Genomic DNA, 21,648 nt, shown 5'->3' on the forward strand with positions numbered 1-21,648 from the left:
CAGCGCGGCGGGCAGGATTCAGGGCGGTCGGCCCGGAGTACTCTGCCCAGCCAAATCTCTGGGGTACGCCGATGATGTGCCGATGGAAGCGAGGCTGCCGGAGACCCATAGGGGTTTAGCTTTCACACTCGGTGCAGTAGGCGTGCCCGTTGCTTTCCCAGGCCAGCTGGGACCTGTGCCGGAGGTGAATTCGTCCGCGGCCTGAGGGAATACTTGGACGACGAGTCAGCCTGTGGCACTATTGGGATTCCTCTATCACTTCCATCCTTCCGGTGTACTGATCGGACTCATGCGCCCCGGTTCGCGTGCTCGACTCCTGACGTTTCCACCCACCGCTCCGCCGTAGGGAACGTCCGCTTTGGGTCGGCGGCAAGGCCGCGTGACGGTTGGAGGCCTCGAACGTCGAGGAAACCATCCTTCGGATGCTTTCTGGGGTTCGAGGTATTCGGGATCGCGGTGCTTTTGTATCTCCATGCTCTCCCTTTGGCGCTTACCGAACTGCCCGGGCGTCCTGTCTACAGGCGTGGGCCTCGGGGGCCTTGTTCGGGCCCGGTGCCCGGACCTGGCTGGTCCCGGCGACGACGTTCTTCGGCGGCTTTGGCTTCTGCTTGTTCCTGGCGGAGCCTTTCGACCGCGGAAGGGGTGCCGCTGGTCTGCGCTGCTCGGCGTGCAGCGAGCTTCTGGCCGAAGTCCGGGCTGGCCTTCTTGGCCTGTTCCTTCTCTTGTTCGCGGCGGGCCTTGAGCTGGTCCAGGGCTTCCTGGACCGCTTCCGGGTTCCGTGCTTCGGATTCATTGCCGTGGCGCTCCGCCCGGTTCTGGCGGACCTTGCGGGCGAGTTCGGCCAGCCGTTCGGCGCGTTCCTGCGCCGGGCTCAGGTGCGCTTCCGCCCCGCGTACCTGCTGCAGGTGATCCACGACTTCTTCTGCCGGCGTCGGGGTTTCCTTCACGACGGCCTCGACGTGGGCGGCTTCGGCCATGAGCGATGCGTCATCCTGCGACAGGGGCTCCTTGGCTGTCTGGGCCGTGTACTTGTGCATGGCAGTGACCCGCGCAGTCAGTTCCGACCCGAGACCCTTGTCCTGGTGGTCCGCGGGCACGGGTGCAATTTCGCTGACCGGGATCCGGTACATGTCCCGGTAGGTGGAGATCTCCACGGCGAGCTGCCGCCACTGTTCCTGTCGTGCAGGATCGGACGGCACCGGTCCAAGGGCAGCTGCCCAGGTTGGAGGTTCAGCCGCGAGCTGGGCACCAAGCCGAGTGACTTCGGTGGCCATGATCTCCCGGCGCGCGGCAAGTTCCTTCCGCCACAGAGCCGGGGTGTCGTCATGGGTTGCGACGTCGGCAGGTGCCATCCATGCCGGCAACCTGTCAGCTGCTGGTTCCTTTCCGACGGGCGCGGGCAGTTGACGGCGCAGTTCAATTTCAGCGCGGATCCTGCGGTGGACCTGGGCCGCTGCTTCAACCTTGGGCGCGGTTTCGTCCCGGCGGTAGTTGCTCACTGCGCCACGTTCGTAGGCTTCATCGGCCCGGGCCTCCGGGTGCATCAGTTCGCGGAGGGATTGTTCCTTGTGCAGGGACGATGCCAGCCATTGTGCTTTGCGCGCGGCCGCGGGGTCGTTGATGGTTGTGTCAGTGCGTCCTTGCTGCTGTGCTGTGCGCAGGCGTGTGGCCAGGTCGTCGTCGCTGAGGTGGCCGTGCAGGCGCCGCTGCCAGGGCGTGTCTTTTCGTTCTGCCATCCAGTTCCGGGCAAGGTCTTTCCGGTCCGGAGTCCCTGCACCTGGTGTGCGCGCCGCTTCGGCCTTGGCGCGCATCAGCTGACCAACTGCGCGACGGTCGAGCCGTTCCAGCGCCTCGTCAGTGATTGATTCCAGGGGCCGGCGGCCGGGATCTGCCGCGCGTGAACGCCACCGGTCAAGGCGGTCCTCAACCCGCCATGCCAGAACCGCGGTGGGATCCTCGGCCGCGCCGAAGTCTTCCTCGTTCACGCTGTCTTTGAGCAAGGTGGCGAGGTTGAAACCTTCGTTCTCGGCTGCGCGCAGGTGGGTGGAGACTGCTCCCCAGGCGGTGGACTTCGTGAACGTTCCCGCTACGCCTTCGCCAAGTTCGCGGCGGGCGATGTTCGCCATGCGCAGTTCGTTGGCTTGGACGTCAATGTCCTTGTATTGCTCGGACATTTCCGGCAGCGACCGGGCTTGGGCGCGGGCGGCGTCCATCTGTTCGTGCGCGGTGAGGTTACCGTCATGGTTGGCGGCCACTGCGCTCAGTACGTCCTCCATGGTTTCTCCCTCGCCCACGGTGCCGTAGAGCTTGTTGGAGTATCGGCCGCGGGAAGCGGCCACATAGGCCAGGGCGCGGGACAGTCCAGAGCTGATCAGGGCGTGCACGGTGTCGCACGTGACGCCCTGGGTGCGGTGGATGGTTGCCGCGTATCCGAGCATCGTGTTCCCGCGTACGTAGTCTGCGGGGAGAGTGATGGTGCCTTGGTGGCTGTGGTGGCGGACGGTCAAGGAACCGTCCTCGTGGGCACCGGTAACATTCCACACGTCGTTGTTTTTGACGAAGTCCTTGCCCTTGTTGGTGGACAAGCGTCGGTTGTTCTTACGGGTCACGATGATGTCCCCGGCGCGGGCGGTCAGCCCGTCGCGGAGCATGGCTGCCGGGGTCGTGGAGTCCAGTTCTCCGGTGGCGGTCCGGTATGCCTGGGCACGGGCGTTCAGTTCCGTGACGGTGGCATTGTCGAAGGCCATCATGATGGAGTGTTTGCCGGCGTTGGTGTCTTTCTGCCATGCCTCGAAGACCTGGGAGGTCATGGTTTCGGCGTCACCACCGACGACGCGGCGGTTCTCCCGGTAGAAGGTCCACGGGTCATCGGCCCGGTTCAGCGGAGGCTCACGGAGGGCCAGAGTGGCTTCTGCTTCTGCCTCGTTCGGGGTGCCATCTGCGTTCCGGAACCGGTGCAGGTCTTCCAGGTGTACGGCACCGACGGTGTTCTTCAACAGCCGCAGCGCGCCGCCTGAGCCCACAGCTGAGAGCTGCTGGTCATCACCGAGTGCGCGCACGACAGCGCCGTGCTGTTCTGCGATGGTGACAGCGGAGGCGAACAGCTCTGTACCTACCATGCCGGCCTCGTCGATGATGATGACGTCGCCGGTTTGGGGGGTGGTCTTCTCGTCATTGGCTCCTGTTCTGTGGGCGATAACGAAGGAGTCGATGGTGGTTGCCGTGGCGCCCAGTTCGGTTCCCATCACGGCAGCGGCCACGGCTGTGGGGGCAAGGCCGAACACCCGCCCGCCAGCTTCCCGAATGGTGTCAGCTGCAAGCTTGAGCGCTGTGGTTTTGCCGGCACCGGCCGGACCAACACCGACCAGCAGCAGCCGGTCGCTGCACGCAAACTCTTTGGCCATGCCCAGCTGCCCGGCGTCAAAGGTCTTCTCCTGGCGTGCCAGCGCAGCGTCGAATGAATCGACTGTCGCGGCAGGAATGACAACGCTCTGCGCGGCCGTCAGCAACCGGTCTTCGCTGTGGAGGATCCCCGCCGAGGTGTACAGGGTGGAGTGCGGTTTGCCGTACTTGGACGCACCGTTGGATAGACGCAGGGCGTCGATGTCAGGGGTAGGTGTTTCGGGTGTGATGCGCAGTGAGAACTGGTCAGTTGCGCGCGCCACGACCTGCTCCAGGAGCGTAGCGGGGATGGGCATTTCACCGAGCCGGGAACCCAGTCGCCTGGTTGCTTCGGCCCTGATGTGGTGGTCTCCCCAGACGCCACGGCTGCGTTCCAGACGTTCAATGACGCCCTGCGCTTCGATGGCAGGATCTAGCTCGTCAGCGTGAGCAACCATCCACAAGGGCCGGTCCTTCTCGGCCTGTTCCCGTGCGTCATGCCTGTGTGCGCGTGCCTGCTCAACAGCCTCCGGACCGGTAACAACGCCGGGCAAGGCACCCAGCTCCGTCGTCCATTCTTCAACGAGAACGGACAGTTGCCGGGCTTCCTTCTTCGCCGGACGGGTGTCCAAGGTGGCCTGTTGGGCGAGGGTAATCAGTTGCTTCTTATTCGGTGCGTAGCCGTGCTTTTCGATGAACTCTTTTGTCAGTTCATCAATCACGGGCTTGATGCCTTCCCGTCGTGAGGAGGCCGCTTCGATGGCCGCGACATCGACACCGGCGATCTCAATGACCGGTCGGTCGCCGTTGACTTTGCGTTCGCTCAGACCGACCCCAAGGCGGGCGCAGATCTTCTCCATGACCACTCTGTTGTACATTTCCGAAGCTGCAACATTGAACTGGTACAGCAGCCGTCCGTCGAGGCTGGACCATTTGCCGTCGGCACCAAGAACCTTGTTGGAAACCACGATGTGATCGTGCAGCTGGGGATCCCCGGTGCGGGAGTCGTAGTGACGGAACTTGGTGTAGATCAGGCCGCCGTCCACGTCTTCCTGGCGGACTCCGTTGCGGCCTCGGCGGGTGAAGGTAGCTTCCTTTTCGAGGTAGCCCATGGTCTCTTCGATGGCCTCATTGTGGGCCGCTTCGATTTGTTTGCGGGCGTCGTCTCCGCCGATGGCCCATAGGACCGAAGCTGATTTTGCCGGGGCAAATACGAGATCGTATCCGGCGACAGTTTGGGTTGCCGGCTTGGTTTGGGCTGTGATGAACCTGCCCAACTCTTCCTTGTCCGAAGGGTTTCGGCCGTTGAGCTCGCGGAAGTACTTGGCCCCTTCCTTCGTGCGGATCAGGCGTCGGTTGTCCGCATCAGGCTCACGGTGGTTCATCCGCTTGTAGTCACCGGTGGCACGGCTGATACGCGCCTGAAGCTCATTGTCTTTCTGATTGGCCTGACGGTACTTCTGGCCCAGGGAGACATCCGCTTTCGGGTCTTCCTTCAGCATTTCTGCGGCGTTGGGGTGCAATCCGTTCCCGAAGAGTGCCGCCATTTGAGCTTCGGTAACTTCCCCGGAAACCCCCAAATGGTGCACACCGGCCCCGCCCCATTGCCCCGGCGGGTTGCCGTCCACGGTGTAGTAATCACCCAGTTCACGGCCCTTCGCGCGCAGCTCATCACCACTGGCGACCTCACGTGTGTAGTACGTGTATCCGTCGCCGGCACTGAGCTTGTGCACGGTCATCACGAAACCCAGCATACCCGCGAAACGGCCCCACATTTCGATGATGCATGAGGTGTGACAGATATTGCTCTTTTTTGGTCTGTGGAATTGGCTGATGGGAGCTTGCGAGCGGGGCTCAATGGAACAGGACGAAAAGGGGTAAGATCGGGCCATCAAGGTTTTGATGCGGTTCTGCACATGAGAATGGGCGGTGGGTAACATGCTTTTCGTTATCCACGGTTCGTTTCGATTGTGTAGAACCGCTGCCCGGGTTATTCACAGGTGGGCAACGGAGAGAGCGAGGTTTCTCTCGGAGGGTCCACGTGTGGGAAAGTCGGGCATGGCCAGCCCGAGTGCAAGCGAGGCCCGATGCGGCGCAAGCCGCCTGCTTGGCACCAGGCATCGCGCTAGCCGTTAGGTTTGGTACACGGACAGTCCAAAGGGGAGGGACCCACACCATGGCAACACCACGAAAGTCTGCTCAGCAGCTGGCGGCCCGCGAGAAGGCGATGGCCAAGGCCAGGGAGATGACCGAGCGGCACGAGAAGCTGATCGAACTGGCAGCGGAGTTCTTCCAGCAACAAGAGCAAGCCGAGCTTGTTCGCGCCGAAGCGAGGAAGAAGGCTGACGCCCTGTTGGCCAAAGCCGAAGCCGACGCCCGCAGCGCCGTCCGCGGTGCGGCGACGACGGTTCGTGCCATGCTCGATTCCGGTGAGCCCAAGTCCTCCGTGGCTGCCCGCCTTGGACTGAGCGGAGCTGAATTGAAGCGCATGCTCGACCTCATCTCTGACGATAACCTGGTTTCCCCTGCAAGCGATGAGTCGGAGGAACGCGATTCTTCCCACGCTGACGATCAGGACGTTGCTGCCTGATCAACGACAGCACCTAAGCGTGAAAGCCCCCGGCACTTCTGCCGGGGGCTTTCGATGTTTAGAAGAGCGTTGGTGCGTCTGGATCCGCTCCAGCGAGCAGTGCCCGGATGCGTTCCTCGCGTTCCCATCCATGCGCGCGGACTTCGTCCCTCAGTGCCCTGGAACGTTCCGCGAACTGTCGTCGGGCGAGTCCCCTCCACTGGAAGCCTGTGCCGTTCGTGTCGCGGCCTTTGGCCTGACGGTCGAGCATGTTGGTCCTGGCATCCCCGACGCTTAGGTGGGTGTCCGTTCCGGTTGTTGCCCTGACGCAGATCGGTATGTCGCAATGGTGCATCAGCGGCCCGAAGCCGTCCAGATCGGCACCGTAAGCCAGGTGGAAAGCGAAGCGGTGCGGACGGATCGCCTGGGTGCGTCCGTCGCTGTTGAGAGTGAAACGTCCATAGCCATCATCGGCAACGGCCCGGACCCAGAGCCAGCAGTCATTCTCCCGAGGTCCCTTGCTGACCTTGGCCCAGAATCTTGCTGCATCTTTTGATTGGTTCATGGTCGGTCTACCAGCGCCGCCAGCGGTGTTCCAGCCGGTTCGCAGCGATGAAGAAAGCGACCATGAACAGGGCCGGTGGCACTGCCTGAAGCAAGCTCTGCCCGAGCCAGGACACGATGGCGGTGATCAGGGCGATCACGCCGGCTGCCTTGCAGAGGAAGATCAGAATGCCCTGGCCGGCGGCTACCGGGTGGGTGAGTGCATAGATGACCCAGCCGCCCAGGGCGACCGCGGCAAACGCTGCGAAGAAGATCAAGACAACAGCCACGGTGTGCTCCTGACGACTGGTTGATGGGTGGTCGGTGGTCTCAGCAGTTCCATCGGCCTGCCTTGCTCTTTCTGGCTTGATCGGCGGCTGCAGTGAAGTCCTCGCTGTAGGCGAAGGATTTGCCGTAGCCGGTTGCTTCGGCGTGACCTTGCTCAACGATGGATTTGTTGACTAGGGTGCCGTCTGGCGTCCAGAGGTAGGCAAGAAGACGGTCGTACTTGTCGCGCACCCTTTGGGCGGGGTCCGCTGAAAGAAAGACCTGTTGCCCGTCCAGGAGCGAGTGCAGGTAGGTGGATGCTTCCGGTCCGCCGCACTCCACCGGGGCGTCTTCCTTGACGTTTTCCGGGGCGTTGATGCCCACCAGCCTGACGCGGGTGTTGGTGCCGTTGCAGCTGATCCGGATCGTGTCCCCATCGACAACCTTCTCCACGGTGTACGGGCCGCTGGCTATGACCTGAAGTGCCGGCGGGCGCGCTGCCGTGCCCGTCGCTTCGCAGGGGACTTCCTGCAGCGGCGCCTGGTTGCCGGCGGGAGCGACCTGCGGTCCACCTTGGGGAGTGCAACCGGTCAGGGCAAGAACGGTCAGGAAGCCCCTGATCAGGAGCCGGCCCCTGTGTTGAGTGTTGGTCATGGGTGGTCTTCCTTTGCTGCTGTTTCGGCGCGGGTGCGTCGCCCGGGGCGGAGTTCGCCGGCTTCAACACCCGGCCATTTCCGGCCGTTGTTGTACTTGCGCTGCAGTCGTCGCAGTTCCCTCCGCGCGGCTGCTTCAACGAAGTCCGAAATGGACACGTATCCTTCAAGCTTCCCGACGGCTTGGACCGCTGCGCGGATCTGCTGCAGGTCCGCTTCAGTGAAGTAGGGACCCTTCTTCTCACTCGGCTTCATGGGTTTTAGAACGGGGGTTCGGTGTCGGGGCCGTTGCCCCAGGAATCGGCGCTGGCTGACGAGTTCGCGGCCCATGGGTCGTCCTGCTGGACAGGTCGACCGCTGCTGTTCTGGTTGCCGAAGCCTCCGCCGTTTCCTGCGCCCTGGTTGTTGTTGCGCTGGGTGCGGTTCACTTTCGCGTTGGCGTAACGCAGTGAGGGGCCGATCTCGTCTACCTCGAGTTCGATGACGGTGCGCTTCTCGCCTTCTTTGGTTTCGTAGGACCGGGCCTTTAGCCGGCCGGAGACGATGACGCGTGTGCCTTTGGTCAGGGACTCGGCGACGTTCTCAGCTGCTTCCCGCCACACGCTGGCGCGGAGGAAGAGTGTCTCTCCGTCCTTCCACTCGTTGGACTGGCGGTCGAAGGTCCTGGGCGTCGAGGCGATCGTGAAGTTCGCTACCGCGGATCCCGATGGGGTGAACCGCAGCTCTGGGTCTGATGTCAGGTTTCCGATGACGGTAATGGTGGTTTCGCCGGCCATGATGGTTCCTTTTCCTCGTGTGCTGGTGGTGTTCTCGGTGTGTGTGCTGGTTTCGTTCTGAGGTTCGGTCCCACCCGGTTCATCGTGGGTGAGGTCGTTGGGTTGGTGCTGGTCTGCGGTGTGTTCGTCCCAGAGACCGCCCTCGCCTATCGGGGCCCTGCTGATCGCGGCAAGGTAGCGGTCATCCTCGACGCTGAGGGGGATGCCGTAGTAGCCGGCGAAAGGTTCCTCCTTGGCGTCGGGGTAGATCCTGCCGCTGGGGTTGGTGTCCCGGAACAGGTCCACCTCCAACGGGACCCGTGGGCTGATCTTGAACCCGTCTACAGGGTGCGGGGTGGTCACGGTCCTCACCCTGCTTGGTGGTTCATGCCGTCATCGCTCTGGGCGAGTTCGACGGTGCGGACGCTCAGCCGGGCGGTGAGCTGCTCTTCAAGGAGATCGCGGTTGCTGACCTCGTACCTGCTTTCGTTTTCCTCGTCGTAGAAGACGGTTGAGGCGCCATGGAAGCGTTCCTCGGCCGGGGTTGCCGGGGAGTTCAGGAACGCAAGCCCGTACGCGGCAGCCTGTACTTCGGGATCGGTGCGCAGTTCTGCGGGAACACCCTGTTCGTCCAGGATCATGGTGATGGTCTCGGCGGTGATGGGTGTGGCGTTCATGATGCCTCCTGGTGGTTTGCGGTGGTGTGGGTCATGGCGGCATGGACGAGCTTGTCGCGGCGTAACCCGGACCAGTGGTCCTGGTCATCGGAGTTGTTCACGATGACGGGTGCCTGGGAGTAGCCGAGCTCTTGGGTGATGTATTCCAGCGCTGCCGGCACTTCGGTGATGTCCACGGGCGTGTAAGTGATGCCTTTGGAGTCGAAGTACTCCATGGTGCGGTCGCAGTTCGGGCAACCGGGCTTGGTGTAGACCGTGTAATCGGTGATTGAGGAAGTCATTTTCAGTCCTGCGTTTCGTATCAGTTTTGGTTAGGTTCGTCTGGCTGACTTGCTACTACTATTCTAGTGCTTATCCACTCGGATTTAAAGGGGTTTGGCCCCTATTTCTAGGGGTTTTTGGTCCGTTTCTGGTAGTGATTTTCGGGTGCTTTGGGCGTCTGGTGAGTTTGGGAAGATTGCGGGTAGTAGTCCGACGTGACTCCCCCGGCTTCTTTGATTGCTGCCCTGGACGTTGGGGTTCTGTGCCCGTGTCAGGTTGGCCCGGATTCCCCAATGTGTGGTCCCGGCTGAAAGGACTGTTCCCCGGCGGGTGGTGGGTCGGCGGCGGGTGGTTTGACCCATGGGGATGGTGCCCGGTTTTGAGTGTTAAACAAAGCAGGACCGGCGCGGGCCGGTCCTGCTTTGTTCCTCTCGGCAAAAAGGAAATCTGTGGTTCAGTCTACAAGACTGAAGTCTTGCGCGTCAGGGCGTGGTTCGTGGGTGTGTTGCTCGGTGCCGGCGCAGGAGAAGGTATGTGCCCAGGGCGAGGATCGCTCCGATCGCTGCGCCGAGGATCAGGCCGGTGATGCTGCGCGTGCTGTTCAGCAGGATCAGGGGCAGGGAGATGGCGGTGATGAAGCCGAGGTCGAATGGAAGGGTGTCGGGATCGATGTCCTCCATCCTGGAGTGGGCGATCCCCCACTCGATGGCGAGGTAGATCATGGAGATGACCATGAAGATCAAAGCCCCCATCATCACGTGGTCAAGGACTGGGAGCAGGCCAGGGAAGATCTCGGCGAGCGTGACCCCTGGGGGTGTCTGCGTGTTCATGGTGACTCCTGTCTGTGCTGCCATGGGATGAGCTTAGCGGTGGCCTCTGACAAAGATTTCCTAACCAATAGTGAAGAAGTTCTAGTGAACGTGACGGCGCGGCACTTTGTTTGCGTGTGCCTGGTGGCGCTGAATGGCGGTCCGCCGCTGGTGATTGGCTGCTGTGGTTCGCCCTGGGCGGCGGACCGCCCGACGTTTGGGAGGTTCCCGGCCCTGCTCGTGGTGAGTGGCCGGGGGCCTTGCCGGGCGGTGGGGGTTCCGCCCGGCAAGGGGTCTAGGCGGCTTCGGGTTCGTCCGCGCTTTCCGTGGTTTCCTCGGTCTTGGGGTCGGTGAGGATGATCTTTTCAACGTCACTGGCTTCGTATCCCCATGCCGTGAGCTGGGCGAGGTAGTAGCGGGTGTTGCTGTGGCGGCTCCGCCAGCTCGTGCGGTCGATGTTTGCCTCGTACGCGGTGATCATCATGGCGAGGGTGACCGTTTCGGGTTTGGTGGTGGGCTTGTCCACGTAGGCTGCGAACTCGCCATACCCGGTGCCGGTGCCCAGCAGTTCGGCGGTGAGTTCGGTCTTGTTCAAGGCCTTGGTCAGGATGTAGCTGGCGTGGGCAATGGTGTGGGCGATGAACTTCTGCGCGTTCTTTGGCAGGGCCTTGCGTGCCAGCAGGTTTTTGACGAACTCCCTGCGTACCACCTCGGCCGAGTCCATGGCTTTGTTGTTTTCGATGACCTCCCGGCGTGCGGCCTTTTCCTCGTCGGTCATACCTCCTGCCGGGGCCTTGCCGTCCTTCCGCAGCCCACGGGCCTTCCAGTCAGCCACGGCGAACTGTGTCACCAACCCGCCGTATCCGATGCCGATGTACACCGCGTCGGCGTCCGTCTCACTGAGGCGTTCGCCCTCGGCGGTGGTCAGTGCGGAGATCAGGGCGACGGGTCCCTTGTAGTCGTAGTAGCCGGGATCTTGTTCCAACACGGTCAGGCCTTTGGCGGCAGCCTCGGAGCAGGCTTCGGCGAGCAGGGCGTTGTTCCTGCGCTCGTCGCGGAGCCGCTGCGCCCGGTGGGCGAAGTTCCCGGGGTTCTCAGTGGCGAGGCGTTCGAGCGTGGCCACCGCGTCGGCATCGTCCGCGAATTCCTCGATCACGGCGGACTGTTCCAGCGTCAGGCCTTGATCCAGTGCCTGGGCAGCGGTGGCGTTCGCTTTGACCTTCAGCGCGGTTTCCACCAACGCTTTCTTGGCTCCCATCTTCCGGGCTATGACGTTGGCGCTCACTCCCAGCAGTGCCATCTGGTGGAACGCTTCGGCCCGGTCGCCGTCGGTGAGTGCGCTGCGGTGGTCGTTCTCCACTACCTGCGTGGCGAGGCGTTCCGCTTCCTCGGGGCTGGCACCGACGAGCACGGGAATGGTCGCCGCTCCTGCCTCAACGGCTCCAAGGGTTCGGCGCTGTCCCATCAGGACGTGCACGGTTCCGTCCTCGGTCCGGTGGGCGACGACGGGCACCAGCACGCCGTGTTCTTTGATGCTGGCTACGAACTCCTTGGTGAGTCCGGCTTCCTTCCGGACGTTGGTGTCCACCGTCAGGGTGGTGGGGTCCAGCAGTTCGAGCGTGGGTGTTGCGTTCATGGTGTTGCTCCTTCTTTTGCCGAGAAAGGTGGTGGGTGGGGCGGCTTAGGTGACCGGCCAGCTCCCCTCTCCCCCCGTTGTTTTTTGGCTGCTGGCGAAGCTTGCGGAGCTGTGGCCGACGGAGGCCTGTCTACCCTTGGGCAAGGTGTGGGAAATTCCCGGAGGAAATAAGCGACGCAGGAGCGCCGTAGGGACATTTCCTGCACCGCAGGCCCCGGAGCTTGCGGAGGGGCTAGACGGGGTGGAGCGGACACATAGAATCCGAAGGACAGCAGCCAAAAAACGTCGTAGACACAACAGGACCGGGCACGGCGGAGCTCTGCGACGTCGGGACCGGGCCCAACAGCCGGCCATGGAGCGAAGCGGAGTGGACGCCCAAAAGGAGTGCGAGCCCCGCGAGCATGCTTTCCCTGGTCCACGGGGGATTCGCCCAGGTCACCCCCCCCCCCCGCCAAGGCTTGCCGCACGCACCAGGTGAGCAACGCCGGCCCCGTTGCGTGAACGGCGGTCCGCCGCCGGCAACCACCCACAAAAGCCGGCCACCTGCGGCGGACCGCCCGCCCACACGAGGCGAACGGCCCACCCGGCTTACGTTGCGGTGTCGGTCGGGCGGGTGTTGAAACGGCGGAAGTTCGCGGCGATTTCTTGGGCGATATCAGCCATCGGTGTTCCCGGCGTGATGGTCTTCTCTTCATCGGCGGAGAACTCCACCGGTTCGCCGTCGTCGTCGTAGTGGTCCGGGCCGTAGTAGAGCTCAGCGGTGGTGAACCTGGATTCCAGGGGGTTCTTCCAGCTGAATGATCCGGGGCCAACCGTGAAGGTGTGGCTGCCTTCGCTCTGAAGGAACAAGGTGGCGGTGCCTCCGCCGGTTTGTTCGACGTGAAGTTCCAGGCCTTCCTTTTTCATCGCGTCCACCAGTTCACGCGCGGGAAACCATGGGTTCTCTTCGGCGTCCTGTCCGGTTTCGGGGCTTTCAGTCATGGTTCGGTCTCCTTTACGAATGGGGCGGTGGCCGGGACGGGCGTCCCGGCCACCGGTGGGTCTAGCTGGCGAGTAGTTCGGCCAGTTCTGCGGCGTCGGAAACCAAGGCCGCCGTGCCTTCCTTCAGGAGCCTGTGGCAGCCTGCCGAGTTCGCACTGTGCACGCTTCCGGGTACTGCCGCCACATGCCGGGCAATGGTTTCGGCGTGGTGCGCGGCGTTCAGTGCGCCGGAACGCCACCGGGCTTCGACAACACAGGTGACCCCGGCGAGGGCGGCAATGATGCGGTTCCGTTGCAAAAAGCGGTAACGCGTAGGCGCGTTTCCCGGGGGCTGCTCGGAGACGACCAAACCGTTGGCCCGGATCGCGGCCGCGAGGTCGGCGTTGCCGGACGGGTAAACCCGGTCAAGGCCTCCGGCTGCCACCGCGATGGTCGCCGGTCCGGTGCCGGTAAAGCCAGCAAGCGCGCCACGGTGGGCGTGCGCGTCGATGCCGTAGGCCAGGCCGGAGACAATGCAGATTCCACGCCGTGCCAGTCCATGGGCCATCTCACCGGTGACAGCTGCGCCGTAGCTGGTGGAATCTCGGGAACCGGTCAACGCGGCCGCGCGCTGTACCGCGGGGATCCCCTGGGCGATGTTCCCGACGTACCAAAGCCCATACGGGGCATCAGGCAGATCATCGAGGCCGACGGGCCAGTGTTCATCCCCGGGGATAAGGAAACCTCCGCCCAGTCGTTCGATGGTGGCCAGATCCCTTTCTGCGTCCACGTCAGGGATCCGCTGCGCCCAGCGGCGCAGCCCTTCATTCAATTCCTCGTCGCCGATGTGGCGGAAGGTGTGGGGCGGTTGAGCGCCGGTGGCTACCCTCAGGGCCGCGTAGGCGCCCAAGGCGTGGACAAGCGCCCGGCCTGTGGAGTCCTGGGAATCGAACAGGCGAGTCAGGGCGGCGCGTGCAATGCGGTCGTTCATGGTGTTGCTCCTTCTTTTGCCGAGAAAGGTGGTGGGTGGGGCGACCGATGGTGACCGGCCAGCTTCCCCTCTCCCCCCGTTGTTTTTTGGTTGCTGGCAAGCTTGCTTGCTCGGCGGCCAGCGGAGCCCTGTCTACCCGCAGGGCAAGGGGTGGGAAATTCCCGGAGGAAATAAGCGACGCAGGAGCGCCGGAGGGAAATTCCTGCACCGCAGGCCCCGACTGCTTTTGGAGGGGCTAGACGGGGTGGAGTGGACGCCTACAATCCGGAGGACAGCAACCAGAAAACGTCGTAGACACACAGGTGATGACGGGCAGGAGCTCTGCGACGGACCGGCAGCACCCAACAGCCGGCCACGGAGCGAAGCGGAGTGGACGCCCGTTCTGGTCTTTAAAGCCGAAGAGCCGGCTCCCTGGTGGGGCCGGCTCTTCATATGTTCCTCGGCAAAAAGGAAATCTGTGGTGCAGCGTCATTGCTGCAGGGAGTGCTAGAAGTCGTGGTGTTCCTGGGGGTGGGTGAAGTCCACTGGTCCCAAGGGTTCATTGGCGGTGAGCAGCTGCAGCTCGATGACGTCTTCGAGGACGCTCGCCCCTGGTGTGGGTTTGTCGTCCTCGGTCAGGATGTATTCGGTTCCCATGCTGGATCTCCTGGTGCAGTGTTCTCGTTGGAGTTCACTGTAGCCGCGGATCCTTGGCGTTGGCTGGTTGCCGCTGCGCCCGCGCCAGCGTCATGGCGGCCGGGGGAGCGCCAGCGGAGGAGGCCGCCCCGCTACCCGAGAGGCCGGGCGGGACCGTTGCTGATCCTGCCCGGCCGTACCGGTTAGCTGGTGGGGCGCTTGTAGGCGGTTTCTTGGTTCTTGGCCACCTCTGCGATGTAGACACTGCTGATCAGGTCGTACAGCTGTTCCGCGAACTGGTAGCCGTGTACGTCCTCGACGGCCAGTTTCAGGTAACGCGCGGCGTGCTTTCCCGAGCCTTTGAGCCATTGCAGCCACCCCATGAGGGTCAGCATGGGTGCGCGCTGGCCTTCGGGGACGGCCTTCATCAGTTCGAACGCAATGGTTTCGGCGTGGTCCACGCGCTTCCAGTCCGGGCGTCCGTTGAACTTGCCCAAAATGATGTCAAGGATGACGCCGTTGTTCGTGGTGATGGTGTCGGCCATGAGGAAGTCCCTGATGTACTTGTCTTGGAACCATGCCGCCAGTTTCCGCGCGGTCTCGTGGTCCGGCATGCCGTCGGCGTCCAGTGCGGTGCCCCATTCGCGGCGTGCTTCCTCAACTGATTCTTCCGTGCGGACGGGCACCTGTACCGGCTCAACCCATTTGCCCAGCAATGCCGGGTTGTAGACGTCCACGGCCGCCGCGCTTCCCATGAAGGTCAAGGTGGCGTTGGCGTTGCTGTCGGTGATCTGCTCCAGCGGGTTCCGTTCCGTGCTGCCGTACGCCGCCCAGTGGGTGCTGGTAACGAGGTAGACCTTGCGGACGGGCATCCGCGCCGTGGCCAGTTCGTTGCCCAGGGCAGCGACGTGGGCGGCGTAGGGGAACCGGGCATCGGTGCTGGTTTCGTCGGTGTAGACGATGAGGTAGCAGGCCGTGGCGTTCTCATCCTGTGCCGCGAGGCTGGTCACGGTCTGGGCGAAGCCCAGCGGGGCCGCGTCCATGGGGGCGTCCACGCGCAGCGTGGCGCCTAGTGCTCCGGCTGTGGCCGTGAGCACGACGAAGGATTCGGTGGGGGTTCCTCCGAGCAGGTGCGGGACGTAGGCGCGCAGGTCAGCGGGGCTGGTGAGGGTGAGTTTTTCAGTCATGATGTGTGTCCTTCTTTTGCCGAGAAAGTGAGTGGTTGGGGTGGCCGGGAACGTCGGGTTCCCGGCCACCGTGGGCGGTTAGGCCGCTGGCTGGTTCAGGCGGGTATCGAAGAGTGCTTCGGCCCTGCGAAACAGGTAGTCCGGCACGTCGGTGTCGTGGTTCAGCCCTACCCTGCCCAGGAACATGGCGTTCCCGGTTACCGGCAGGTCAAGGCCGGTTTCGTGGAGCAGCTGCACCGCACGGACGTTTGAGGGTCCGGTGGTTTGCGTTTCCGCGTTCAGGTAGACCTGCCAGTCGCCACGGGCGATGCATTCCAGTCCGCCGCCGACGATGATCTGAAGGCTCGTGTGCCGGGCGTCAACGCGTTGCACGGTGACGCTTTCGCTCAGCCGCGCCGGGACGTACAGCGCGATCAGGTGGTTAAGCATGTTGCTCCTTCTTTTGCCGAGAAAGGTGGTGGGTGGGGCGGCTTAGGTGACCGGCCAGCTCCCCTCTCCCCCCGTTGTTTTTTGGCTGCTGGCGAAGCTTGCGGAGCTGTGGCCGACGGAGGCCTGTCTACCCTTGGGCAAGGTGTGGGAAATTCCCGGAGGAAATAAGCGACGCAGGAGCGCCGTAGGGACATTTCCTGCACCGCAGGCCCCGGAGCTTGCGGAGGGGCTAGACGGGGTGGAGCGGACACATAGAATCCGAAGGACAGCAGCCAAAAAACGTCGTAGACACAACAGGACCGGGCACGGCGGAGCTCTGCGACGTCGGGACCGGGCCCAACAGCCGGCCATGGAGCGAAGCGGAGTGGACGCCCAAAAGGAGTGCGAGCCCTGCGAGCATGCTTTCCCTGGTCCACGGGGGATTCGCCCAGGTCACCCCCCCCCCGCCAAGGCTTGCCGCACGCACCAGGTGAGCAACGCCGGCCCCGTTGCGTGAACGGCGGTCCGCCGCCGGCAACCACCCGCCCAGGCCAACAACCTGCGGCGGACCGCCCGCGGTGGCCGGCCCCGGAAGGCCGGCCACCCACGGGTCTACTCGGTGCGGTCGTGGAGCGGGATGGCTCCGTACTGTCCGGCTGCGCGTCGGAATCGTGTGTCGCTGCTGAAGATGAATGTGCCGCCGAACATGTACCACGGGGCGGGTTCGTCGTCTGGGGCGACCGGTTCGGCGTGGGTCACGGTTTCGCGGTGGAAGTTTTCGTTTTTGACGAGCCGGACGGCGGGCCGTTCCTCGGTGGCTTCGAAAACGGGGTCGATGCCCTCGCCGATGACGGTTACCTCCATGACGCGGGCGGAGATGCCCTGATTGGAGAAGTCCGTGCCCAGGGCGTCGCGGTAGATCAGGGCGGTGATGCCTTTGGGTGCTGCGTTCATGGTGTTGCTCCTTCTTTTGCCGAGAAAGGTGGTGGGTGGGGCGACCGATGGTGACCGGCCAGCTTCCCCTCTCCCCCCGTTGTTTTTTGGTTGCTGGCAAGCTTGCTTGCTCGGCGGCCAGCGGAGCCCTGTCTACCCGCAGGGCAAGGGGTGGGAAATTCCCGGAGGAAATAAGCGACGCAGGAGCGCCGGAGGGAAATTCCTGCACCGCAGGCCCCGACTGCTTTTGGAGGGGCTAGACGGGGTGGAGTGGACGCCTACAATCCGGAGGACAGCAACCAGAAAACGTCGTAGACACACAGGTGATGACGGGCAGGAGCTCTGCGACGGACCGGCAGCACCCAACAGCCGGCCACGGAGCTTGCGGAGTGGACGCCCAAAGGGGTGCGAGCCCTGCGAGCATGCTCCTGCCCTGGCCCCCCGGATCCGCCCAGGTCAACCCCGGCCCGGGCTTGCCGCACGCACCAGGTGAGTTGCGCCGGCCCTGCGCGGAAACGGCGGTCCGTCGCCGGGCAACCACGCGCCCAGGCCGGCCACCTGCGGCGGACCGCCCGACCACACAAGGCGAACGGCCCACGTTGCCTATGTGGCGCTGTCGATCATTGCCAAGATCGCGCGGGTGATTTCCTCGGTCTGCCGCTGTAGGTGCTTGATTTCCTCATCGGCGGGTGCCGCTTCGATCTTCTCCAGCTGGACCTGCCACGTGTCCAGCGCAGCGAGCAGTTCGGGCGTGAACGTTGAATCCGGCCTATCCCGCAAACCGAAGTAGTGGAAGGCATCGGCCATGGCTGGATAGCCGATCCTTTGGGCGGTCTCAGCTGCTTTGTCGCGTTGGCCCGCTTCGTGGTGGGCTTCGTAGTCAAAATCGCCGTCTGCGTCCCAGAAGTCCGTCATGGTGCTGTCTCCTGATTCCCCGGGACCGTCCGCCCTCACTGGGCGGACGGTCCAACGGCTGGTGTTAGTGGAAGGTTGGGCGGTGTTCTGCGGCGAACAGGACGGCTATAGTTTCGTTGTGCCAGTCCAGGGCCGCGTATTGCCGGGTGGTGTCCAGTTCGGCGGGGTTCACGTGCGCCTCGGCGTTGACGGCTTCGGCCATGCCGCGGATGTGCGCGGCGAGGTCTTCGGCACCTGTGGCGCTGTAGGCCACGGGGGACTTCTCCACGATTGCGGCGAGGGTTTCGAGGAAGACGACGGCTTGGGCCGGGCTGTTGGCGATGCTGCGCTTTTCGGTCATTGTCCTTGGTCCTTTGCTGGTGGTGGGTTTGGTGCCTTGCCGGGCGGTGGGGGTCCGCCCGGCAAGGAGTCGAGGGCTGTTAGGCGGCGGCTGCTGTTTGGAACGTGGGCGGGATGCGGTAGCGGCTGGGTAGCTCTGCGGCGGCTTCGGGCAGGTCTTCCGGGCCGTGGGCTTGCCCGTTCTTCCAGTGGGAAAAGGCCTCTTCGGTGATCGCGTCCCAGTACCGGGCCTTGGTCCGGTAGAACGTCGTTTTCACGTCTCCTTCGCAGTAGGTGGCCATGCCGAACAGGTTGCCGATCCCGTCAGCGGTGCGGGTTCCGGCGACCATGACGTAGGGCCACTGGCCCAGGTCCCAGCCGTCAGATCCCCAGCTGGGGATCACGACCCAGCCGTGTTCTCCGATGAGTTCCATCCAGTCGTAACCGCCGTTCATGTGGTAATCACCCAACACGGTGACGCCGTGGATGGTTTCGCCGGTGTCCTCGGTGGTGATCGTCTGGACGCTGATTGCGTTCATGGTGTTGCTCCTTCTTTTGCCGAGAAAGGTGGTGGGTGGGGCGGCTTAGGTGACCGGCCAGCTTCCCCTCTCCCCCGTTGTTTTTTGGCTGCTGGCGAAGCTTGCGGAGCTGTGGCCGACGGAGGCCTGTCTACCCTTGGGCAAGGTGTGGGAAATTCCCGGAGGAAATAAGCGACGCAGGAGCGCCGTAGGGACATTTCCTGCACCGCAGGCCCCGGAGCTTGCGGAGGGGCTAGACGGGGTGGAGCGGACACATAGAATCCGAAGGACAGCAGCCAAAAAACGTCGTAGACACAACAGGACCGGGCACGGCGGAGCTCTGCGACGTCGGGACCGGGCCCAACAGCCGGCCATGGAGCGAAGCGGAGTGGACGCCCAAAAGGAGTGCGAGCCCCGCGAGCATGCTCCTCCCTCCGTCTTGTCAGGCTGGGTTGGTACGGTGAACCTGTCCCGCCTGGTTTCCCCCAATCCCAGGCGGGACACTTATGTCAGAAGGAGAGGTGGGGGCTGTGGGACTGCGAAACATTCTGAGCTGGCGCAGGAAAGCAGCGGAGCCGTCCGTGGCTGTGCCGGCGGTTGAGGAACGCAAGCCGCTGACGGCTGCTGATTCGGCCGATCTGGAGGCCGCTTGGGAAGAACTGCGCCAGACTGACGCGGCGTCCAAGGTGACGTCGTTCCGTGCCTGTAGCCGCGACGGGCGCTCGTGGGCCGAAGACCCGGAGGCAGTGCGGGCGATCGCGGCGACCATCGGGCGCATCATGAATGAGACGGCGGACGGTCCGAAGGACGATCCTGCCCGGTAGGGCGGGCCGCCGTGTGGCAGCCCGCCCCCTCATCCGGTCTAGCTTTCGTCTCCCTCTGGGGCCTTGGAGTTGGCGCGGTACGCCATGATCGAAGCTCCCAGTGCTGTGAGCGAGAGAACGAAGTTCACGATGGTCAGTGGATCCATGAGGTTTCCTTATCGGTGAGTAGGACTTAGTCTGAGAAGGAGCCGGTGGCCGCAACCGAAGCGGTCACGACCACCGGGTTACGTAGCTACACCTACTTCCTTGCTTTACGCTTACGCTTCCGAGTTGCAGCTCGGGAGCGTTTGCCCTTTAAGCGCGCGTTCCGCATGGAGAGTAAAGCGATGACAGCTGTCATCAAGCTCACGACCGAAGTCGCGAGCTTGATCGCTTCGTCGATGCTCATGTAGCCACCTCCTTCCTGCCCCGCCGTGCGAGGCCCCCACGTCGCAGCCGGTCGAGGGTGGGCCGTCAACCCCGAAGAGTGACCGGGGAATCCCGCGAAATAAGGGAGCGCAGCGACCGCGTGGGAGGGCCCGGTTGCGTGGGTTGACGGGTCGGGCCCCCGGACGGCTACGATCAGTGGCCTTGTACGGAGAACAACCCAGCCCCATGTAAGGCAAAAAGAAGCTTTTGCAGCCCGGAGCGCCAGCGAAGGTCAGTTCTGGTCCTTTAGGCTGAGGCCATGGACAAGAAGAGAGCAGCGCTGAACTGGGCGTTTTTGGGGACTGGGTTCCTTGTATACGGGCTCTACTGTTCCCTGACCACGGGCGGGACCTGGTATCTCATCGCGTCCGCCGCAATCCTGGTCGCTTCCGGCGCGGTCTGCCTCGGAAGCGCGGTTCAGATTATGCGACGGCCGGTCCAGCAGCGCTACTAGACACAGCAACACTCAAAGGAGCAACATGCTTGGTTTCAAAGTGAACGTCCAGAAAGACGACAAGACGGCCGAGTTGGAGATCCAGGGCTTCACGGATCAGGAGACGGCCGAGGGCTTCGCGAACGCAGTTCAAGAGACCCTGCTGGTCTGCAAGGACGAGAACGAGGAGATCACCGGGTTCGAAGTTGGCCGCCCCGGTCCCATGGAACCCCGCGAGGGTGCTCCCGAAGCGGATATCGAAGACTTCATCGATCAGATCACCATGTCCGTCATGAGCCCTAAACCAGCGAACCTGGTCACAGGCGAGTCCCCCGTGCGGTTCGCTGTTGAGCACCCCGTGGAGTTGTAGCCGGGCGCCACTCCTAGGGGCGGGCCGCACGTAGCGGCAACACCAGGACGGGATCCCATGAGCGAGTCCATTCCGCGGGCGCTGCAACCACCGGTTGCTGTTGCCCTGGCGAAGCTCGTCAGGACGTTCCCCGGCCCCGCTGCCCTCCCGGGCGGGATCTGGGCGGAACCCAAATGGGATGGCTACCGGGCAATCGTCCTCAATGACTCCGACAGGGTGAGCCTTTGGAGTCGGCAAGGCAAGGAACTCTCCCGCATCTTTCCTGAGCTGTGCGAAGGTGTGCGCGCCCAGGTCCCGCCCGGCGTGGTCCTGGACGGTGAAGCGGTCATCTGGAACGGGGACCGGCTGGACTTCGAGGCGCTGCAGCGCCGCATGGTCAGTTCCAGGGCTGCGCTGCCGGCCTTGGTCCATGAACTGCCGGCGTCCTTCGCGGCCTTTGACGTGCTGGCGGTTGCCGGGCAGGACGTCCGGGGTGTGCCGTTCACCGGCCGCCGGCAGCTGCTCGAGGAACTGGCGAGGGACTGGACCGCCCCCTTGAACCTCTCCCCCACCACCACCGACATGGAACTGGCGAAGACCTGGTTGAAAGACCTGCCCCACACAGGGGTTGAAGGGCTGGTTTTCAAGGGAGGATCGCAGCCATATGATGGCTCGCGTTCCTGGTTGAAACTGAAGACAAAAAACACGTTCGATGCAGTCTGCGCGGCCGTCATCGGCCCGATCACCCAGCCGCAGGCCATCATCGCCGGCCTGCCGATCGATGGGCAGCTGCGGATCGTGGGACGGTCCACAGTCCTCACCACGCGGGCAGGGCGGGAGCTGGGCCGCCGGCTCAGCCCGGCAGAGCCCGGGCATCCCTGGCCGGAAGAAATCAGCGAGATCTCGCTGAACAGATTCAGCAAAGACAAAGGCCCGGTTCACCTGACATTGGTGGAGCCCGTTGTGGTCGAGATATCGGCCGACGTCGCGTGGACCGGGAAATCGTTCCGTCACCCGATTTCCCTGCTTCGGGTACGTCCGGAGTTTGACCCATCCGAGGTCGAACTTCCGTCGCCTCTTCAAAACCGTTAGCGAATCCTTCCCGCGGTGGACGGGGTGTGCACACTGGCGGGCAGGTGGAGCCCTCCGCACAGCTCAAAGCTGTCCCCATTGTGTGCAAGCCGTCCATGCCGCCCCGGGGTCGGCTTATTTCGTCTGACCGCTGGAGTACAGTTATT

The 21,648-nt window shown here is 63.6% G+C and carries 25 protein-coding genes; 6 read left to right on the top strand and 19 right to left on the bottom strand.

Annotated elements, in window-relative coordinates:
- Positions 1-515: 515 nt before the first annotated feature.
- On the bottom strand, positions 516-5,120 hold the full coding sequence (gene mobF, locus J2Y68_RS15805; RefSeq protein ID WP_309994815.1) for a MobF family relaxase: 4,605 nt from the start codon (positions 5,118-5,120) through the stop codon (positions 516-518).
- Positions 5,121-5,557: 437 nt separating this feature from the next.
- Between mobF and J2Y68_RS15810 the strand changes: the two genes are divergently transcribed.
- A complete protein-coding gene (locus J2Y68_RS15810) occupies positions 5,558-5,971 on the top strand; it encodes a hypothetical protein (RefSeq protein ID WP_309994746.1) in 414 nt (137 codons plus the stop codon).
- A 58-nt stretch (positions 5,972-6,029) separates the two neighbouring features.
- Here the strand turns inward: J2Y68_RS15810 and J2Y68_RS15815 are convergent, their stop codons facing one another.
- From J2Y68_RS15815 to J2Y68_RS15900, 18 genes are all read right to left on the bottom strand, one after another.
- Entirely contained in the window at positions 6,030-6,515 is a 486-nt protein-coding gene (locus J2Y68_RS15815; RefSeq protein ID WP_309994747.1) for a hypothetical protein, read from the bottom strand.
- A gap of 7 nt (positions 6,516-6,522) precedes the next feature.
- Entirely contained in the window at positions 6,523-6,783 is a 261-nt protein-coding gene (locus tag J2Y68_RS15820) for a chemotaxis protein (RefSeq protein ID WP_309994749.1), read from the bottom strand.
- A gap of 40 nt (positions 6,784-6,823) precedes the next feature.
- The gene (locus J2Y68_RS15825) at positions 6,824-7,414 is read right to left on the bottom strand and encodes a thermonuclease family protein (protein WP_309994750.1); all 591 of its coding nucleotides are present in this window, start codon (positions 7,412-7,414) and stop codon (positions 6,824-6,826) included.
- Complete coding sequence (locus J2Y68_RS15830) at positions 7,411-7,668, bottom strand: ParB family protein (protein ID WP_309994751.1); 258 nt, start codon at positions 7,666-7,668, stop codon at positions 7,411-7,413. The genes J2Y68_RS15825 and J2Y68_RS15830 overlap by 4 nt, the downstream gene beginning before the upstream one ends.
- Positions 7,669-7,673: 5 nt before the next feature.
- Positions 7,674-8,531, bottom strand: coding sequence for a single-stranded DNA-binding protein (locus J2Y68_RS15835; RefSeq protein WP_309994752.1), 858 nt, complete (start codon positions 8,529-8,531; stop codon positions 7,674-7,676).
- A 5-nt stretch (positions 8,532-8,536) separates the two neighbouring features.
- Positions 8,537-8,845 (bottom strand): hypothetical protein, encoded by a 309-nt coding sequence (locus J2Y68_RS15840; RefSeq protein ID WP_309994754.1) that lies wholly within the window; start codon positions 8,843-8,845, stop codon positions 8,537-8,539.
- Positions 8,842-9,126, bottom strand: a complete 285-nt coding sequence (locus tag J2Y68_RS15845) for a glutaredoxin family protein (RefSeq protein ID WP_309994755.1) — start codon at positions 9,124-9,126, stop codon at positions 8,842-8,844. The genes J2Y68_RS15840 and J2Y68_RS15845 overlap by 4 nt, the downstream gene beginning before the upstream one ends.
- 462 nt (positions 9,127-9,588) lie before the next feature.
- Positions 9,589-9,960 carry a hypothetical protein gene (locus tag J2Y68_RS15850; RefSeq protein ID WP_309994756.1) on the bottom strand — a complete coding sequence of 124 codons (372 nt, stop codon included), beginning with the start codon at positions 9,958-9,960 and terminating at the stop codon, positions 9,589-9,591.
- A gap of 250 nt (positions 9,961-10,210) precedes the next feature.
- Positions 10,211-11,551, bottom strand: coding sequence for a ParB/RepB/Spo0J family partition protein (locus J2Y68_RS15855; protein ID WP_309994757.1), 1,341 nt, complete (start codon positions 11,549-11,551; stop codon positions 10,211-10,213).
- Between the two features lie 588 nt (positions 11,552-12,139).
- Complete coding sequence (locus tag J2Y68_RS15860; RefSeq protein ID WP_309994759.1) at positions 12,140-12,532, bottom strand: hypothetical protein; 393 nt, start codon at positions 12,530-12,532, stop codon at positions 12,140-12,142.
- Between the two features lie 61 nt (positions 12,533-12,593).
- Positions 12,594-13,502 carry a DNA-processing protein DprA gene (gene dprA, locus J2Y68_RS15865; protein WP_309994760.1) on the bottom strand — a complete coding sequence of 303 codons (909 nt, stop codon included), beginning with the start codon at positions 13,500-13,502 and terminating at the stop codon, positions 12,594-12,596.
- A 486-nt stretch (positions 13,503-13,988) separates the two neighbouring features.
- Entirely contained in the window at positions 13,989-14,138 is a 150-nt protein-coding gene (locus J2Y68_RS15870; protein WP_309994761.1) for a hypothetical protein, read from the bottom strand.
- Positions 14,139-14,320: 182 nt separating this feature from the next.
- Positions 14,321-15,304, bottom strand: a complete 984-nt coding sequence (locus tag J2Y68_RS15875; RefSeq protein ID WP_309994762.1) for a DUF4192 family protein — start codon at positions 15,302-15,304, stop codon at positions 14,321-14,323.
- A 78-nt stretch (positions 15,305-15,382) separates the two neighbouring features.
- A complete protein-coding gene (locus tag J2Y68_RS15880) occupies positions 15,383-15,733 on the bottom strand; it encodes a hypothetical protein (protein WP_309994763.1) in 351 nt (116 codons plus the stop codon).
- A gap of 591 nt (positions 15,734-16,324) precedes the next feature.
- Positions 16,325-16,666 carry a hypothetical protein gene (locus J2Y68_RS15885; protein WP_309994764.1) on the bottom strand — a complete coding sequence of 114 codons (342 nt, stop codon included), beginning with the start codon at positions 16,664-16,666 and terminating at the stop codon, positions 16,325-16,327.
- A gap of 582 nt (positions 16,667-17,248) precedes the next feature.
- On the bottom strand, positions 17,249-17,560 hold the full coding sequence (locus tag J2Y68_RS15890) for a hypothetical protein (RefSeq protein WP_309994766.1): 312 nt from the start codon (positions 17,558-17,560) through the stop codon (positions 17,249-17,251).
- A 64-nt stretch (positions 17,561-17,624) separates the two neighbouring features.
- Positions 17,625-17,900, bottom strand: coding sequence for a hypothetical protein (locus J2Y68_RS15895; protein ID WP_309994767.1), 276 nt, complete (start codon positions 17,898-17,900; stop codon positions 17,625-17,627).
- Positions 17,901-17,979: 79 nt separating this feature from the next.
- Positions 17,980-18,417, bottom strand: a complete 438-nt coding sequence (locus tag J2Y68_RS15900; RefSeq protein WP_309994768.1) for a hypothetical protein — start codon at positions 18,415-18,417, stop codon at positions 17,980-17,982.
- 509 nt (positions 18,418-18,926) lie between these two features.
- Here J2Y68_RS15900 and J2Y68_RS15905 point away from each other — a divergent pair.
- The 5 genes from J2Y68_RS15905 (at position 18,927) to J2Y68_RS15925 (ending at position 21,502) form a co-directional block, all read left to right on the top strand.
- Positions 18,927-19,220 (top strand): hypothetical protein, encoded by a 294-nt coding sequence (locus J2Y68_RS15905; protein ID WP_309994770.1) that lies wholly within the window; start codon positions 18,927-18,929, stop codon positions 19,218-19,220.
- A gap of 191 nt (positions 19,221-19,411) precedes the next feature.
- Complete coding sequence (locus J2Y68_RS15910) at positions 19,412-19,612, top strand: hypothetical protein (protein ID WP_309994771.1); 201 nt, start codon at positions 19,412-19,414, stop codon at positions 19,610-19,612.
- Positions 19,613-19,887: 275 nt separating this feature from the next.
- A complete protein-coding gene (locus tag J2Y68_RS15915; protein WP_309994773.1) occupies positions 19,888-20,082 on the top strand; it encodes a hypothetical protein in 195 nt (64 codons plus the stop codon).
- A 25-nt stretch (positions 20,083-20,107) separates the two neighbouring features.
- Positions 20,108-20,431 carry a hypothetical protein gene (locus J2Y68_RS15920; protein WP_309994774.1) on the top strand — a complete coding sequence of 108 codons (324 nt, stop codon included), beginning with the start codon at positions 20,108-20,110 and terminating at the stop codon, positions 20,429-20,431.
- Positions 20,432-20,488: 57 nt separating this feature from the next.
- Positions 20,489-21,502, top strand: coding sequence for an ATP-dependent DNA ligase (locus J2Y68_RS15925; RefSeq protein ID WP_309994775.1), 1,014 nt, complete (start codon positions 20,489-20,491; stop codon positions 21,500-21,502).
- The last annotated feature ends 146 nt before the right edge of the window (positions 21,503-21,648 follow it).

The sequence above is a fragment of the Paenarthrobacter nitroguajacolicus genome (assembly GCF_031455195.1).
In the GTDB taxonomy this organism is placed as follows: Bacteria; Actinomycetota; Actinomycetes; order Actinomycetales; family Micrococcaceae; genus Arthrobacter; species Arthrobacter nitroguajacolicus_D.

Bases quoted from the DNA above. Each gene is read 5' to 3' on its own strand.
- mobF (WP_309994815.1), bottom strand. From the start codon at position 5,120: ATGACCGTGCACAAGCTCAGTGCCGGCGACGGATACACGTACTACACA.
- J2Y68_RS15920 (WP_309994774.1), top strand. From the start codon at position 20,108: ATGCTTGGTTTCAAAGTGAACGTCCAGAAAGACGACAAGACGGCCGAG.
- J2Y68_RS15825 (WP_309994750.1), bottom strand. From the start codon at position 7,414: ATGACCAACACTCAACACAGGGGCCGGCTCCTGATCAGGGGCTTCCTG.
- J2Y68_RS15815 (WP_309994747.1), bottom strand. From the start codon at position 6,515: ATGAACCAATCAAAAGATGCAGCAAGATTCTGGGCCAAGGTCAGCAAG.
- J2Y68_RS15915 (WP_309994773.1), top strand. From the start codon at position 19,888: ATGGACAAGAAGAGAGCAGCGCTGAACTGGGCGTTTTTGGGGACTGGG.
- J2Y68_RS15860 (WP_309994759.1), bottom strand. From the start codon at position 12,532: ATGACTGAAAGCCCCGAAACCGGACAGGACGCCGAAGAGAACCCATGG.
- dprA (WP_309994760.1), bottom strand. From the start codon at position 13,502: ATGAACGACCGCATTGCACGCGCCGCCCTGACTCGCCTGTTCGATTCC.
- J2Y68_RS15895 (WP_309994767.1), bottom strand. From the start codon at position 17,900: ATGACCGAAAAGCGCAGCATCGCCAACAGCCCGGCCCAAGCCGTCGTC.
- J2Y68_RS15880 (WP_309994763.1), bottom strand. From the start codon at position 15,733: ATGCTTAACCACCTGATCGCGCTGTACGTCCCGGCGCGGCTGAGCGAA.
- J2Y68_RS15875 (WP_309994762.1), bottom strand. From the start codon at position 15,304: ATGACTGAAAAACTCACCCTCACCAGCCCCGCTGACCTGCGCGCCTAC.
- J2Y68_RS15890 (WP_309994766.1), bottom strand. From the start codon at position 17,560: ATGACGGACTTCTGGGACGCAGACGGCGATTTTGACTACGAAGCCCAC.
- J2Y68_RS15885 (WP_309994764.1), bottom strand. From the start codon at position 16,666: ATGAACGCAGCACCCAAAGGCATCACCGCCCTGATCTACCGCGACGCC.
- J2Y68_RS15870 (WP_309994761.1), bottom strand. From the start codon at position 14,138: ATGGGAACCGAATACATCCTGACCGAGGACGACAAACCCACACCAGGG.
- J2Y68_RS15855 (WP_309994757.1), bottom strand. From the start codon at position 11,551: ATGAACGCAACACCCACGCTCGAACTGCTGGACCCCACCACCCTGACG.
- J2Y68_RS15810 (WP_309994746.1), top strand. From the start codon at position 5,558: ATGGCAACACCACGAAAGTCTGCTCAGCAGCTGGCGGCCCGCGAGAAG.
- J2Y68_RS15840 (WP_309994754.1), bottom strand. From the start codon at position 8,845: ATGAACGCCACACCCATCACCGCCGAGACCATCACCATGATCCTGGAC.
- J2Y68_RS15900 (WP_309994768.1), bottom strand. From the start codon at position 18,417: ATGAACGCAATCAGCGTCCAGACGATCACCACCGAGGACACCGGCGAA.
- J2Y68_RS15850 (WP_309994756.1), bottom strand. From the start codon at position 9,960: ATGGCAGCACAGACAGGAGTCACCATGAACACGCAGACACCCCCAGGG.
- J2Y68_RS15845 (WP_309994755.1), bottom strand. From the start codon at position 9,126: ATGACTTCCTCAATCACCGATTACACGGTCTACACCAAGCCCGGTTGC.
- J2Y68_RS15830 (WP_309994751.1), bottom strand. From the start codon at position 7,668: ATGAAGCCGAGTGAGAAGAAGGGTCCCTACTTCACTGAAGCGGACCTG.
- J2Y68_RS15925 (WP_309994775.1), top strand. From the start codon at position 20,489: ATGAGCGAGTCCATTCCGCGGGCGCTGCAACCACCGGTTGCTGTTGCC.